The sequence below is a fragment of the Arthrobacter sp. BGA-UO-ETr-C19 genome, from assembly GCF_059568005.1.
On record NZ_JCAQPC010000022.1, the window covers coordinates 147,326 to 161,751 of the forward strand.

Here is a 14,426-nt window from a genome sequence, read left to right on the forward strand (position 1 = left end):
CAGCCCTCGGAAGAGGTGTTCCACTGATGCGAGTTATTAGCTACAACCTCCGTAAGCACAAGGCGAGTGGCGAACTGATGAGTCTGGCCCGCAACTTTGGGATAGACGTCCTCTGCCTTCAGGAGTGTGACTCATCCGATCTGCCTGACACGCTCGGCCCGCTTCACCTGGCCGACTACACGAAGGGCAACAGGCTGGGCCTGGCCATTTACTACCGGACTGACCGGTTCACGGCACTGGATACCCAGACCTTCGCCCTGAAGAAGTCCATGCACGACCGCGTGATGGCTCCGGCCCACGAACGGCTGATCGGCACCCGGATGGTGGACAACGAAACCGACCATGAGCTGGTGGTGGGCTCGTTCCACGCCGCCCCGCTCACCGCGTCAAACTCGCTGCGGCGCAAGCAGATCCATGCGGCGCATGCCGAACTGCTGAGCATGGGCACCGGGCTCATGACTCTGATGGTGGGCGACTTCAACTACCCGTTCTTCACCAAGAGCCTTGACACGCACATGAAGAACTCCGGCTACGCCCTGTCCCTGAGCAACCGCAGGACCTACACCCGGTACAAGGTGTTCAAGGGCCACTTCGACTTTGCCACGTCACTGGGCCTGGACATTGAAAGCGTCGAAACGCTGCCCCGGGGGAAGTCGGATCACCTGCCCATCCTCGTAACGGCTGAATACGGCGCGGACCGGGCTCCGATCAAGGGGCAGCCTGTTTCCTGAGGCTTCCGTGTCGGGGCGTCCGTCATGGGACTGGGTGGTCCCGTACCGGGATGACATCGATCCGGGCGTCGGGCCCGACGATGACCAGCACCCGCTCAGCGCTCACGCCGTCCAGTGCCGCCATTATCTGTCCGGGATCCGGTGCCCTGCCTGCGGAGGCGGCGGCAGCACCGCCGTCGGACGCGGGGTGCGGTCCCGCTGTGGGGCCGGACCGCAGCCATACCGTCACGTCGGCCCCGGTGGCTGTACGGATGGCATGTGTCAGCGGAGCGGGATCGGAGCCTGTCACCAGGACCACCTGCCCGATGGTGCGTCCCTCGCTCCGCACCGGTCCGGCGTCCTGCAGTGGGCCAGCGTCCGGCGGCAGCGCCGCACGCTCCCGGCGCCAGATGCTGTAGTGGTAGGCGGCCACGAGCGCGGTGGCGGTCAGGAGTCCGAGCGGTGCCCGGATCCGACCCACCAGGTTTCCCAAGCGCTCCGGGTCCAGCAGATACTCAAAGGCCTGGTAACCGACCACCAGCAGGGCGATCAGCGCCACCGCGGCGCTGATCCCGAAGATAGCCACGAGGTAGATGCGCCGTCCGGCAGCGGTGGGGTTCGCCGGCTGCCACGCCCTCCACCAGAGGGCCCCGCCCACGGCCAGGGCACTGATGCCGCCCAGCAGGAGCGTGCGCGTGCCCGTTCCCGCCAGGGTTGTTTCGGCAAAGCCCAGCGCCGCGTTGACAACAATTCCCACGCCGGAGGCCGCGGCGATCAGCGCTACTCCGGATGCCAGCAGCAGCCCCGTCCCCCGCATCTGCTCCGACCGCGCGGCCGTGAGCACCGCGTGGTAGCGCCAGACGAGGGCTCCGACAGCTGCCGCGGCCAGCGCGGGCCCGAGGGGATCCACCAGCCGGATCATCTCTTCGGAGTGGTCCAGTACCAGCCGCAGCAGCACGAACACCACCGTGATGGCTCCGGCCACTGCCGTTATGCAGCCGCCAAGCACACCGAAGACTGCCGCGGCCACGTTGGCCAGCGGTGACGCCAGGCGCCGCGCTTCGCCGCGGATCCAATGCCACCACCACACCACGAATCCGCCGCTGGCCCAGATGAGGGACTGCAGCGCCGAAACCCACCAGGGCAGTCCCACGTCCTGGGTACCTGCCAGCCCCCGCAGGGCCGCGTCGAGAAGACTGCCGAGGGCGGTCACAGCCCCGCCGGCCAATATCAGCAGGCCCAACACCGACCCTGCGAGCGCCGGGACGGTCTCCAGCCGGCGCGGTCCCTTGGCATGGTGCTGCCACATCCACCGGTGCCACGCCCAGACGGCTGCCCACACCACACCCGTGGCCAGGGAAGAGCGCCATTCCGTTCCTTCAACCACCCCGCCCGCACCCGCCACACCGGATGGGGCGCGGGCCAGCAGCCCCAACAGCTGGGACGCAGCGCCGAGCAAGGCCGTGACAGCGGTGACGAGGGCAACGGTGTAGACGCCTGCCACATAGAGTCCCCAGGCAACAGACGAGCGCTCCGCTTCCGCCCCTTGCCGCCGCCAGACCAGCCACCACAGAACAGCGGCAATGCACCCGCCAACCAGGCCGAACGCGAGGGACCGGGCGAGGCTGCCGACGTCGTTCCCGGCCAGCGCTGCGCCCACGGCTAGCAGCCGCTCAAGCAGGCCGGCCAGGCCGGACGCGCCAATCACAACGAGGACGAAGAGGAGTACAAACACCACCAGTCGCCGCACGGTGGACAATGCCGGCGACGATGATCCGAGTGTGCCGGGCTGGACCGTACTCACGGCTTTGCCGCCATTCACGGCTTTGCCGCCGGAACCGGACAGATGGTGAGCTGCCACGGGGCGGTCGCAACGAGCCAGGTGCCGTTGACCCGTTCCAGGCCAAACACGGCCTCGGTCTCGTATTCGGGAGTCCCGAACGGACCGCTGCCGTTGTACGTGGTCAGGACGACGTGCACCTCCGCTGTGTCGGCGTGCTCGATGGTGGAGGCCAGCGTGACCCGGAGCGTGCCTGACGCAAGCCGGTCCGCCGGCACGCACGGCCTGTCCGGGTACGAAGTCCCCAAACGTCCGTCCGTCGAGTAGCGTGCTGCCGCGGCACGGTCATTGTTAAGGGCGGCGGCAGCATACCGCTGGACCACACCCGCCGGCGTACTCTCGGCAAGCGGCTGAGGCCCGCCGCGGAAAAAGACCACGGCGAGCGCCACGGCGACGAGACCGGCAATGATGGCAAGGACTGAAATCAGGGTCCGGTCGGGCCGTGGCGGTGCTGTCATCCGGGCAGCTAGGTGGTGTGGTGCTCGACGGTGAAGTCGCCGCCGGGGTACAGGATGGTCTCGTGGCCATCGTCGAAACGGACGTGGTACGGCGGCGCTCCGTTCGGGCCCCGGACCTCCAGAATCTCACCGTGACGGTCCGTGGACTCCACTGTCCTGCCCCGGATGATGATGCGGTCTCCCTGGGTTGCCTGCATGGCAATCACCTCCCAGCCCTAGAGTACGATGCTCTTCCCTCCGGGGGAACAGCTCCGCGGCTTCCTCGGCAGCGGAGCCGGGATTAGGCCCGGCCGCCCGTGTGGCGGATGCAGAACGGGGTCCAGGGACGGGCCTCAAGCCGACCTTCGGCGATCTGCTCTCCGCACACCGTGCATATTCCGTACGTGCCCGCGTCGATCCGTTCCAGGGCGGCGTCCACCTCCGCCAGTCCGGACCGGCTCTGGTCCAGGAGTGCCGATGCCTGCGAAAGCTCAAAGGCGATGGTTGCACCTTCGGGGTCATGCTCGTCGTCGACGTTGGAGTTGTGCCGGGCGGCATTGGCTGAGGCTATGTCTGCGCGCAGGGCCGGCAAGAGGGCGAGCTTTCTCGCCCGCTCCTCTTCCAGCAGCAGCCGGAACTTCTCAGTGTCCATGGTTGGCGCCGTCCAGCAGCCTGCCGCGCAGCTCCGGCCAGGAGGCGGCAAAGGAAGGATGCAGGTTAATGCCGGCCACCTCCTCGACGGGAATCCACAGCAACTCGATGCTCTCCGGGTCGCTGATGGCCGGTTCGAACGGTTCCAGTACCCGCACGGCCACGGTGGTGTAGGACCAGTAGCCGACGTCGAACACGGACGTGAAGAGCACTTTGACGTTCTGTTCGGGAACGGCCGCCTCCTCGTGGGCCTCCCGCAGTGCGCCCGTCACGGCGTCCTCGCCCTGGTGCAGCGCTCCGCCGGGAAGCCCCCAGGTTCCGCCGTGGTCGCTCCATGTCGCGCGGTGCTGCAGCAGGACGCCCTTCTCCGCATCATGGACCAGCAGGCCGGCAGATCCGAAGCGCCCCCAGAACCGTCCGCGGTCGCCCTCCACCCAGGCATCGCCCGGGTCGCGGGGGCCGAGGGGACGGCGGGGATCACCGGGTGAGGGCGGGACGATTTTCTCCATCGTCCAAGTCTGCCCCATCTCCCCCATGGGAAGATGCTTCGATGAGCCTGCGCCTGGTCCTTGTTGCCGACACCCACGTCCCGAAGCGCGCCCGGGCACTGCCTGAACAGGTGTGGACGGCCGTCGAGGACGCTGACGTGGTGTTCCACGCGGGTGACTGGGTCAGCCCGGATCTGCTCGACGAGTTCGAACGGCGCAGCCGGCGGCTGATCGGCGTTTACGGCAACAACGACGGCGACGAGCTGCGGCGGCGCTTACCCGAGACGGCCAGCGTGACGCTCGACGGCGTCCGGTTCAGCATGGTCCACGAGACCGGACAGGCGAACGGCCGGGAGCAGCGCTGCGAAGCCCTTTTCCCGGATGCGGACGTCCTGGTTTTCGGCCACTCCCACATTCCCTGGGACACGGTGGCGCCCGGCGGGCTGCGCCTGCTCAACCCCGGCTCCCCCACGGACCGCCGCCGGCAGCCTGTGTGCACGTACATGACCGCCGTCGTCGCGAACGGCCGCTTGGGTGACGTCCAACTGGTGGAGGTCGCCACCGGCCCGTGACTGGCCGCACAGGAAAGGGAGCCCTGCCGCGGTTTCCCGGCGGGACTCCCTTCGGATCTCCGCAACAGACGGAGCGTCAGAATTGTGATCTGTTTGGTCAGTCCTTCTTGAAGGCGTCCTTGACCTTTTCACCGGCCTGTTTCAGATCGGCTTTGGACTGGTCAGTCTTGCCCTCGGCCTCCAGGCCCGGGTCGTCACTGGCCTTGCCCGCACCTTCCTTGGCCTTGCCGCCAAGTTTTTCGGCTGCATTGTCGATTTTGTCGTCCAGACCCATGCCACTGTCCTTCCGTCTGCGCAGCCCGCTGGGTGCAGGCCGGCTCGTGCTCCCAGTCTAGGTCGGGCACCTATCCGGGTGAAGGGCAGCTACCACTTACCTGGCCGTGCTTGCGAGCAGCCTGTCGGTGGCGGCGTCGGCTTCCCCGCCGAAGTAGTGTTCCAGAACGCGCCGGAACACCTGTTCCTCCGGCGCCGCCCGCAGGAACAGCGTCATGGAGGACTGGAGCTTGCGGGCATCGATGCCGCCGAAGATCTCGGCCGCGCCGCGGTTGTCCACGTTATCCACCGCGGTGGAAGACTCGATCAGCCGCGGTCCCAGCACGGGATGCTGCAGGTATGCCCGGGCTTCATCAAGGGATGCGATGGCGTACTTTCTGGAGGTGGCGCTTTGACCCAGACCGGCAATCTGGGGAAAGACGAACCACATCCAGTGGCTGCGCTTGCTGCCTGCGCTGAGCTCCCCTAAAGCCTGGGCGTAGGTGGCACCGTCATTCTGCGCAGTGACGAACCGTTCAAGGTTATGCGGGTCGTTCATGGCGGCACCTAGCTGGAAACGTCCCGTTCGATGTCCTCGGCGAGGCTGTCCACGTCCTCGGGGCGCATGCTGATGCCGGCGCCGTCCAGGCGTTCCTTGAGGACATGGCTGACGTCGTCCTCCACATGCCCCAGCCGGATCTCATCGCGCACCTCCTCGGCAATGTCTTCGACGGCATGAGGGCGGTCCGTCCCTGCCGCCGGATCAGCGGCTTCCGCCGCAACATCCGCATGCGGATTCTCAGTGAAGTAGTCATCGCCGGTAGCTGCAGATTCAGTCATATCCCATGGTGGCGGCCCCGCTCAGATCCGGTCAACAGGTCCGGCAGGAAACCATGGGCCTGACCATGAAGCCCGGCAGTGGACCCGGACGTGGATATGTTTCATTCATGTATTGGTAACGGGGCCTTCCATGGGCAGCTTTCACGGGCCGCCCACCGGATTCGTCCCGCGGTTCCGGCCAAAAGGCTGCAACGTCAGCGGTAATGAACACCCGGCCATGAGGTGCCGTTAACAAATCAGAAACATGGCAGTCACGCGGGCTTTACGTTGACGCGATTTTTGAAACCCCCGTGTAACTTGCCACGCCCAGACCCGAAACATGAATCCACGAATATCAATGAGGGGCGTGGCGCCGGCATCAGCGGTCCGCGGAGAGGATGAGTTCCTGGGAAGGGAAAGCGCGTGGAAATCACTGCGGCGAACGTTTGGATGATGGTGTCGGCGGCACTGGTGCTGCTCATGACCCCGGCACTGGGCCTCTTCTACGGGGGCATGACCCGCGCCAAGGCCTCCCTCAACATGATCCTGATGAGCTTCGTGTCCGCCGGCATCGTCGGCGTGGTCTGGGTGCTCTGGGGCTACTCCATGAGCACCGGCGAAGGTGTTCTCGGCCTGTTCGGCAACCCGTTCGCCAGCTTCGGCCTCAGCGGGCTGATGGGCACGCCCGACCTGATCAAGGCCGGTTTTGCCGGAACCTTCGCGATCATCACCGTGGCCCTCATCAGCGGCGCGATCGCCGACCGCGCTAAATTCACCGCCTGGGTCCTTTTCGTGCCGCTCTGGATCACGGCTGTCTACTGCCCGCTCGCTTTCATGGTCTGGGGCGGCGGCCTCATGAGCCAGGGCGGAGCCGTGACCGCCATCTTCGGACAGGTCATCGACTTTGCCGGCGGCGCCGTCGTCGAAATCAGCTCCGGCATCGCCGCGCTGGTTCTGGCCGTGATCGTCGGCAAGCGCCACGGTTTCGGGAAGGACCCTGGGCACCGCCCGCACAACGTCCCGTTCATCATGCTCGGCGCCGGCCTTCTCTGGTTTGGCTGGTTCGGCTTCAATGGCGGCGCCGCCACCACCGCGGACCAGGCCGGCCTGATCTGGGTCAACACCCTGGTTACGCCGTGCGCGGCCATGCTGAGCTGGCTCCTCACGGAGAAGATCCGCCACGGCCACCCCACCTCCCTGGGCGCAGCGTCCGGTGCCGTCGCCGGCCTCGTGGCCATCACGCCGTCGTGCGCCAACATCAGCCCAGTGGCCGCCATCGGCCTGGGCCTGGTTTCCGGCGTGGCCTCGGCGCTGTTCGTCGAACTGAAGTTCAAGTACGGCTTCGACGATTCCCTGGACGTTGTCGGCGTGCACCTGGGCTCCGGCCTGGTCGGCACCCTCGCCCTCGGCTTCATCGCTCTCCCCGTCGACGGCGAAGGCGGGGGGCTCTTCTACGGCGGCGGTGTCCAGCAGCTCATCGCCCAGACGGTCGCCGTTCTCATTACGCTCGCGCTCTCCGGGCTGATGACAGCAATCATCGGTCTCGCGATTCACAAGACCATCGGCTTCCGGGTCAGCCATGAGGCTGAAGTTGCCGGCGTCGACCGGTCCGAGCATGCCGAGAGCGCCTACGAATTCGGCAGCATGGGCCACAGCCAGTTCCACCCGCTCCGCCAGCACATCCCTGCAGCTCCGGCCGTTCGCCCGGCCGGCACGCCTGCCACCCAGGCCGCGGACGACGCCGGTTCCTCCGAGGCGGCCGAGGAACTGCAGCCCGCACCGGTTTCCGTCTAGTACTTCCGCTGTTCGCGGGACCTGGGTCCTAGCGGCGGAAGGTGAGCCGGAGCTCCGGCCTACGCTCCGCAACGGCGTCCAGCACGGCGTCAATGGCTTCCCGGTCAGGGCCGCTGTCCTGCGGTGGCCTGTCCGGGTTTGTCTCCGCCGGGGTTGTCTCCGCCGGCGCTATGTCCGAGGCGATTTTGGCGCGGCGGACAAACCCATCCCAGTCACCAACTCCCGCCCGGAGGGCCCGCAGCGGTGCCATCAGGGACGCGCGGCGGAGCCAGACGTCCGGGTCCGCCGCCCACCGGTCCAGCACCGCGTCGGCCCGCACACGCGGCTGGCCCTCCAGCCCCTCCACCAGCGGACCGACGACGTCGACGGCGATCGGGTCGACGAGCGACGGCATTCGCGCGTCCCGCACAAAGCCCTCAATGCGGGTCAGGTCGGAGTTGGTCAGCAGCTCCACTTTGGACTGCAGGAGGACGACGGCGGCCAGGCGCCGCTCGTAAACAGGCACCTCCCACAGTTCGGAACTTAGGGCGGTGACCTCGTCGTGGGCCAGCCCGGCATGGCGGCGGAGAGCGTCACGCACCGTTCCGCGCACAGCGCCCACCGATGCACCGTAGTACTGCATCCTGCTGCCGAGCCGGTGACGCAACTCCTCGGCCCGGTACCACGAGGCCTCACGCTGCAAGGTGGCATCCACGAATTCGCCGGCAGCACTCATCACCCGCTCATTCTTTCCGGCCAGGCACCGGGCAGTCCAACTCCCGCCCAGGCGACGTGTCGACGCGCTTTGAAGGCCGGCCGGCCCCCTTGTTTCCGGTCCGCGTCATAAAAGTGTTCCCGCAGGTCAGTTCAGGGAAATGGCTGGACGGCCTGTCCGCTGACTTCCCGGCGTTTTGCGGGCGTTGGTAACGATCAGGTAACGTTGGCGCCTGTTCCACCAGGGACGGCCCCGCTGGGGTCCCGGAGGCCAGCGCTGGGCTCCGGATGCGCAGGGCGGCACCTCGGCCGCTCCGGCCCCGTCGACCGGGGCCCAGAATTGCTTCGCGCTTTTCTTTACCGCCTAGATTGTGGCTGCCTTCTGCGCGGCAGCCGATTGCCCGGAGGGGTCTTTTGCTTAAGAAGAACATAGCCATTGCCATTAGCATCGGCGCGCTTTCGCTGACCGGATGCGGCCTCACTCCCTCCGCGGAGCAGGCCGCCGGGCAGACTGCTGGCGCTGCGGGATCGGCCTCCGCCAGCCAGGCCGCCGTCCCGTCGTCCACGGGCACTGCTACCGCCAAGAGGGCGTCGGCTGTCTCGTCGTCGAGTACCACCAAAACTGCGGCAGCGAAAGTTGCTGCCGCCAAGAAGGCTGCCGCCGCGAAGGCTGCCGCCGCGAAGGCTGCAGCGGCGAAGGCCGCGGCAGCCAAGGAGAGCGCCGCCAAGGCCGCTGACGCCAAGGCTGCTGCACTGGAGGCGACCACCGCTCAGGCCGCCGCTCCGGTGAAGGCGGCGCCCGCCGTCGTCGCCCCCGCCGCCCCCGCCACTGCCGTCCAGGCCGCTGCCGTCCAGGCCGCGGTGCCAAAGGCACCGGCGGTTCCCGCCAAGCCCGCTCCTGCTCCGGCGGCCGTCGCTCCAGCAGCGTCCACGCCGGGAAGCGGCACCCAGGCTGCCAGCACCCTCGGCTGGGGTTCGGTCGTCGCCGGTGACGAGTTCAACTACACGGGAGCCCCGGACGGGACCAAGTGGAGCGTCTACAACAGCACCGGCCATGCGGGCAACGGCCTGCGCAGCCCCAAGGCCTGGTCCGTGGGCAACGGCGTGGCCACGGTCAGCGGTGACTCGGCGGGAACCACCGGCGGGATGTCAGCGAAGTTCGCCAGGCAGAAGTACGGCCGCTGGGAAACGCGTATGAAGACGAACAAGCGTGATCCCGAATACCACCCGGTCCTCATCCTGTGGCCCGACACGAAGTCATCGACCTGCGCCGAGATCGACTACGCCGAGAGCACGTCCGACACGGCCTTGGTGAAGTTCTTCCTGCACTATGCATGCAGCGGCAGCAGCAAGCAGACCTACTCCGCCAAGGCAGTGGACACCACCCAGTGGCACAACTACGCCGTGGAATGGACGCCCGCCGGCATCACCGGTTACATCGACGGCGTGAAAACCTTCACTGACACCAACCCGGCCCACCAGCCTTCCGGCAGCATGCACCAGACGCTGCAGCTCGACTGGTTCCCTGACGGTTCCCGGCTCACGCCTTCCCAGATGCAGGTCGACTGGGTGCGCGTCTACAAGTAAAGCCCGCCTGTCACGAAGGGTGCCCGCTCAATGCGGGCACCCTTCGCTGTTTAATGCCCCCTCATTCCTTTGACCTGCCCCGCCCATCTGGGTGGCAGCATAGGGCGTTCTGAGCGCTGGGAACGCCCTGTGCTGCTACCTGGTTTTTGCTCACAGATAACTCAAAAAAACTTTTGGATCCATCCCGCATCTGGTGCCTGATCGGCCCTTAATTGTCGTAGCCCATTGGCAGACTGTGTTCATGGACAGCTTCGGGAATTCGGCACTGACAGCGGGCGCGCCGCATGGCGTTCTTCTGCAAGCTGCCGGCGTTACTGACGGTGTTTTCCACGTCCCTAACGCCCTGATGCCCGACGTCGATCCGTACTACGGGCTGCCGTATGACGATGATCTCGACGCCGCGTTTCCGGCTTCGTTGCCGGAGGACCCGTTTCCCGAGGCTCTTTTTGCCGATCGTCCTTTCGACGGGGACCTCCTTGATGACAGACCCTTCGACGACGGTGCTTTTCACGACGGCATTCCGTCCAGCGCCGCCACCACCCGGCACACTTTGGCCGGGCGGCCTACAACAACCTTGGGGTGGCTTCTTCGGGCAGCCGATCTCACCGCCGACAATGCCGGGCTGATCGATCAGGTCCGCGGGTACGAGAACGTCAAGTGCTGGGCCGCCGGGCAACAGGCAAGGCTTTCGGTGGCCTTCGAGGCCCGGCTCCGGCAGGAATCCACCGACCGGCCGCCGCTCACCGCCGAGGACCTGGGCAAGGACCTCCCCACGGAACACAACCTGGGCGCGGCCGAACAGATCGCGCTGGCCCGGAGCGAGTCCCCGAACCGCGGGCAACGGCTGCTCGGGACAGCCAAAGCCCTGGTCCAGATGCCCCACGCCCTGGCCGCATTGGACACCGGGCAGCTGAACGAAGAACGCGTCATGCACCTGGCGAAGGAGACCGCCTGCCTGAGTCCGGCCGACCGGGCCGCGGTTGATGAGGAACTCGCCGCCGATACCGGAACGTTCAACGGTGCCGGGACCCGGGCCGTCATCGCCGCGGTCCGCGGCGCCGCGATCCGCAGGGATCCCCGTTCCGTGGCCCAACGCGCCAGCCATGCCGCCTCCGAACGCCGGGTGAGCCTGCGCCCGGCCCCGGACTGCATGACCTACCTGACAGCGCTGCTGCCCGTCCACGAAGGCGTCGCAGTTCTCGCGGCACTGACCCGGAACGCCGACACCCTCCGCGCCGCAGGCGACCCGCGATCCCGCGACCAGGCCATGGCCGACACCCTGGTCGAAAGGACCACCGGCACACCCGCCGGCATCACCGGCATCGAGATCAACCTCGTCATGACCGACCACACCCTCCTCCAAGGCGACAGCGAACCGGCCCGCCTCGCCGGCTACGGCACCGTCCCCGCAGCTTGGGCACGCAACCTGCTCAGCCAAAAGGAGGCCCAGGGACCGGAAGAAGGAGGCGAGGAGCTCAAGATCTGGTTCCGGAGGCTCTACACCGCCCCGGGGACCGGCGACCTCGTCGCCATGGACTCGCGACGGCGCCTCTTCCCGGCACCGCTGCGCCGCTTCATCCAAATCCGGGACGACACCTGCCGCACCCCCTACTGCGACGCCCCCATCCGCCACTTTGACCACATCATCCCCTGGCACGACGACGGCCCAACCACCCTGGCCAACGGTGCCGGGCTCTGCGAAGCGTGCAACCACACCAAGGAACTCCCCGGCTGGAAAGCAAAGCCCAGACCCGGCCCAAGGCACACCATCGAAATCACCACACCCACCGGCCACAGCTACCAATCGACCGCACCGCCGCTCCCGGGAACGTTCATCGGGGAGCCGACAGCGCCGGGCTGGACGGACTGACGCCAAGCGCTGATGTCGACAAACGCTGTTGCCTGCGAGCGCCCCCATTCCCGGCCGCTCGCCTGCTGACGGTCCTGCCTGTGAGACACTCGGTGACATGCGCGAACTCGTCGTCCTTGGAACCGCATCGCAGGTCCCGACGCGGACGCGTAACCACAACGGATACCTGTTGCGGTGGGACGGCGAGGGCCTCCTCTTCGACCCCGGCGAGGGCACCCAGCGGCAGATGATCCATGCGGGTGTCTCCGCCAACCAGATCACCCGCATCTGCCTGACCCATGTTCACGGCGACCATTGCTACGGGCTTCCCGGCGTGCTGTCCCGCATGGCCCTGGACGGCGTGAAGCACCCGGTGTATCTGCACTACCCGGCTTCCGGAGAGGACGTTGTCCGGGCGCTCGTCTCCGTGGCCTCGCCCGGCATCGACCTTCGCCTGCAACCCCACTCGGATGCCGGGGAAATCGCTCCGGGGCTCGAAGTGCGGCCCTTGCGCCACCGCATAGAAACCTATGGCTACCGGCTGACCGAGCCGGATGGCCGGACCATGCTGCCGAAGCGGCTGGCGGCGGCGGGCATCACGGGTCCGGACGCGGGCCGGCTGCAGCGGGAAGGGGTTCTGCAGGGTGTGCGGCTTGAGGACGTCAGCATTCCGCGCGCCGGCCAGGGCTTCGCCTTCATCATGGACACCGCGCCGTGCGAGGGGGCCGAGGGCCTGGCTGACGGCGTCGACCTCCTCGTCACGGAATCCACCTTCAGCGACGACGACGCCACTTTGGCGGCGCAGTACTCGCACCTCACAGCCGGGCAGGCCGGGGATCTGGCCGCCAACGGCGGCGCCGGAACGCTGGTCCTCACCCACTTTTCCTCCCGGTACGGCGACGTGGAGATCCTGGCCCAACAGGCACGGGCCCGCTCAGGAGGGACCGCCGTCGTACCTGCCCATGATCTGGACAGGATCAGCCTTCCCAAACGGCAGCGGCCGCCGTCCTGACCCGCGGCCAGAAGAAGCCTGCAGAAAAAGTAGAATTAACGGGACATGCAATGTTCCTACTTCGATGCCGCCCGCTGCCTCTCCTGCACCCACATGGGCAGGCCCTACGACGAGCAGCTGGCCGGCAAGCAGCTGCACTGCCAGACGCTTCTCTCCGACCATACGTCCGTAGAGTGGCTGCCGCCTGTGGCGAGCCGCGAGTCCGGCTTCCGCAACAAGGCCAAGATGGTGGTGGGCGGAACGGCCAAGAACCCCACCATCGGGATCCTTGACGCCGAGGGCCGCGGCGTTGACCTTCGGGAATGCGGCGTCTGCTCCCCGGGGCTCCTCGCCTGCTTCCCCGTCCTGGCGGCCTTCATCAGCCGGGCCCACCTGACGCCCTACGACGTCCCCCGGCGCAGCGGCGAGCTCAAGCACCTGATCGTTACTGAGTCCCCCGACGGCGAGATCATGCTGCGCCTGGTCCTGCGTTCGGAAAAGCTGGTGCCGCGCATCCGGCAGCACCTCCCCACCCTCCTGGCCGCCCTGCCCCAGCTGAAGGTTGTCTCGGTCAACCTGCACCCGGAACACAAGGCTGTCCTGGAAGGCGACCGCGAGATTCTGCTCACCGGGCAGTCCACGCTGCGGATGCGCGTCAATGACCTCGATCTCCACCTCCGGCCGCAGAGCTTCTTCCAGACGAACAGCGAGATGGCAGCTGCCCTGTACCGGCAGGGGCGCGAGTGGGTCACCGAACTGGCTCCGGCGTCGGTCTGGGACCTGTACTGCGGCGTCGGCGGTTTTGCCCTGCACTGCGCTGACCCGTCCCGCGACGTCACCGGCATTGAAACCAGCCGCGAAGCCATCGTTTCGGCCAGACTCAGCAGCGACGAGGCAGGCCTGCAGCGCATGGACTTCCAGGCGGGCGATGCCACTGCCTTTGCCGTCGCCGCGGACGAGGCGCCAGAACTGGTTATCGTCAATCCGCCGCGGCGCGGCATCGGCAAGGAACTGTGCGGCTGGCTGGAATCGTCCTCAGTGCAGCACGTGGTGTACTCCAGCTGCAATGCGCAGTCACTGGCGCGCGACCTGGCTGCTCTCCCCTCGTTCACCGCCCGACGGGCGCGCGTGCTGGACATGTTCCCGCAAACCACGCACTACGAAGTGATGGTGCTGCTCGAGCGGTCCTAGCCGGTCCCCATTCTTGATCCGAACATCGGCAAAAGTTTCTCCCGTCTTGAGGTCCCCACGGGAAAGTGTCCGGTAAGCCGCGCAGCAAGGTCGCGGCACGGACCGATGGGCGGGACATGCAGGGGACACCAGCAGGCGGTGGGAAGTGACCGGCCCGGAAGACATCCCTATCCTGGACGCCGGTCCACTGCAGGTCCTTGCCGCCGAGGTGGGCCCCGCTTTCGCAGAGGCCTTCATCGATGACTACCTGCAGATGTTGCCGGATCGGGCATCGAAGATCCTCCGCGCCCTGGCAGGCCGTGACCCGCGGATGGCGGCGGACGCCGTCGTGAGCCTCCGGGCAACGTCCGCCATGGCGGGAGCGCTGCGGCTGGAACGGTGCTGCAAGGAACTGGAATCACGCATCCGGCGCGGGCAGCGGCTGGAGCCCGATGCGGTCAGGGCAGTGCTGTACGCGAACATCCGGCTGCTGGTACGTGAAGCCGGACGCCAAGGGTACCTCCCGCGGACGTAGAATCGTCGGACAAGATCGCCTGAAGAGCAGCCGAACGG

General features: G+C 67.1%; 17 protein-coding genes. 8 read left to right on the forward strand and 9 right to left on the reverse strand.

Features of this window, described 5'->3' with window-relative positions; all coding sequences use genetic code 11:
• The first annotated feature begins 26 nt into the window (after positions 1-26).
• Positions 27-731: an endonuclease/exonuclease/phosphatase family protein gene (locus AC57BR_RS15555; RefSeq protein ID WP_496362100.1), complete on the forward strand. Its 705-nt coding sequence runs from the start codon at positions 27-29 to the stop codon at positions 729-731.
• 22 nt (positions 732-753) lie between these two features.
• Here AC57BR_RS15555 and AC57BR_RS15560 read toward each other — a convergent pair whose 3' ends face one another.
• From AC57BR_RS15560 to AC57BR_RS15580, 5 genes are all read right to left on the reverse strand, one after another.
• The gene (locus AC57BR_RS15560; RefSeq protein WP_496362102.1) at positions 754-2,571 is read right to left on the reverse strand and encodes a DUF5671 domain-containing protein; all 1,818 of its coding nucleotides are present in this window, start codon (positions 2,569-2,571) and stop codon (positions 754-756) included.
• On the reverse strand, positions 2,529-3,008 hold the full coding sequence (locus tag AC57BR_RS15565; RefSeq protein ID WP_496362104.1) for a hypothetical protein: 480 nt from the start codon (positions 3,006-3,008) through the stop codon (positions 2,529-2,531). The genes AC57BR_RS15560 and AC57BR_RS15565 overlap by 43 nt, the downstream gene beginning before the upstream one ends.
• An 8-nt stretch (positions 3,009-3,016) precedes the next feature.
• Positions 3,017-3,205, reverse strand: a complete 189-nt coding sequence (locus AC57BR_RS15570) for a DUF1918 domain-containing protein (RefSeq protein ID WP_496362106.1) — start codon at positions 3,203-3,205, stop codon at positions 3,017-3,019.
• Between the two features lie 83 nt (positions 3,206-3,288).
• A complete protein-coding gene (locus tag AC57BR_RS15575; protein ID WP_496362108.1) occupies positions 3,289-3,639 on the reverse strand; it encodes a TraR/DksA family transcriptional regulator in 351 nt (116 codons plus the stop codon).
• A complete protein-coding gene (locus tag AC57BR_RS15580; protein WP_496362110.1) occupies positions 3,629-4,147 on the reverse strand; it encodes an NUDIX domain-containing protein in 519 nt (172 codons plus the stop codon). Before AC57BR_RS15580 ends, AC57BR_RS15575 begins: the two co-directional genes overlap by 11 nt.
• A 41-nt stretch (positions 4,148-4,188) precedes the next feature.
• Between AC57BR_RS15580 and AC57BR_RS15585 the strand changes: the two genes are divergently transcribed.
• The gene (locus AC57BR_RS15585) at positions 4,189-4,698 is read left to right on the forward strand and encodes a metallophosphoesterase family protein (protein WP_496362112.1); all 510 of its coding nucleotides are present in this window, start codon (positions 4,189-4,191) and stop codon (positions 4,696-4,698) included.
• Between the two features lie 97 nt (positions 4,699-4,795).
• On the opposite strand, the gene AC57BR_RS15590 is transcribed toward AC57BR_RS15585, so the two are convergent.
• The 3 genes from AC57BR_RS15590 to AC57BR_RS15600 form a co-directional block, all read right to left on the reverse strand.
• Entirely contained in the window at positions 4,796-4,972 is a 177-nt protein-coding gene (locus tag AC57BR_RS15590) for a CsbD family protein (protein ID WP_496362114.1), read from the reverse strand.
• A gap of 96 nt (positions 4,973-5,068) precedes the next feature.
• Entirely contained in the window at positions 5,069-5,509 is a 441-nt protein-coding gene (locus AC57BR_RS15595; protein ID WP_496362116.1) for a DUF1810 domain-containing protein, read from the reverse strand.
• Positions 5,510-5,517: 8 nt separating this feature from the next.
• The gene (locus AC57BR_RS15600; RefSeq protein WP_496362118.1) at positions 5,518-5,790 is read right to left on the reverse strand and encodes a hypothetical protein; all 273 of its coding nucleotides are present in this window, start codon (positions 5,788-5,790) and stop codon (positions 5,518-5,520) included.
• 402 nt (positions 5,791-6,192) lie between these two features.
• Here AC57BR_RS15600 and AC57BR_RS15605 point away from each other — a divergent pair, with 402 nt between their 5' ends.
• Positions 6,193-7,563 carry an ammonium transporter gene (locus tag AC57BR_RS15605; protein ID WP_496362120.1) on the forward strand — a complete coding sequence of 457 codons (1,371 nt, stop codon included), beginning with the start codon at positions 6,193-6,195 and terminating at the stop codon, positions 7,561-7,563.
• A 28-nt stretch (positions 7,564-7,591) separates the two neighbouring features.
• Here the strand turns inward: AC57BR_RS15605 and AC57BR_RS15610 are convergent, their stop codons facing one another.
• A complete protein-coding gene (locus tag AC57BR_RS15610) occupies positions 7,592-8,278 on the reverse strand; it encodes a DNA alkylation repair protein (RefSeq protein WP_496362122.1) in 687 nt (228 codons plus the stop codon).
• A 392-nt stretch (positions 8,279-8,670) separates the two neighbouring features.
• Between AC57BR_RS15610 and AC57BR_RS15615 the strand changes: the two genes are divergently transcribed.
• The 5 genes from AC57BR_RS15615 (at position 8,671) to AC57BR_RS15635 (ending at position 14,388) form a co-directional block, all read left to right on the forward strand.
• On the forward strand, positions 8,671-9,843 hold the full coding sequence (locus AC57BR_RS15615; protein ID WP_496362124.1) for a glycoside hydrolase family 16 protein: 1,173 nt from the start codon (positions 8,671-8,673) through the stop codon (positions 9,841-9,843).
• 241 nt (positions 9,844-10,084) lie between these two features.
• Positions 10,085-11,713 (forward strand): HNH endonuclease, encoded by a 1,629-nt coding sequence (locus AC57BR_RS15620; protein ID WP_496362126.1) that lies wholly within the window; start codon positions 10,085-10,087, stop codon positions 11,711-11,713.
• A gap of 97 nt (positions 11,714-11,810) precedes the next feature.
• Entirely contained in the window at positions 11,811-12,704 is an 894-nt protein-coding gene (locus tag AC57BR_RS15625; protein ID WP_496362128.1) for a ribonuclease Z, read from the forward strand.
• 45 nt (positions 12,705-12,749) lie between these two features.
• Positions 12,750-13,874: a 23S rRNA (uracil(747)-C(5))-methyltransferase RlmC gene (gene rlmC, locus AC57BR_RS15630; RefSeq protein WP_496362130.1), complete on the forward strand. Its 1,125-nt coding sequence runs from the start codon at positions 12,750-12,752 to the stop codon at positions 13,872-13,874.
• Positions 13,875-14,019: 145 nt separating this feature from the next.
• Entirely contained in the window at positions 14,020-14,388 is a 369-nt protein-coding gene (locus tag AC57BR_RS15635) for an Hpt domain-containing protein (protein WP_496362132.1), read from the forward strand.
• Positions 14,389-14,426 lie beyond the last annotated feature (38 nt).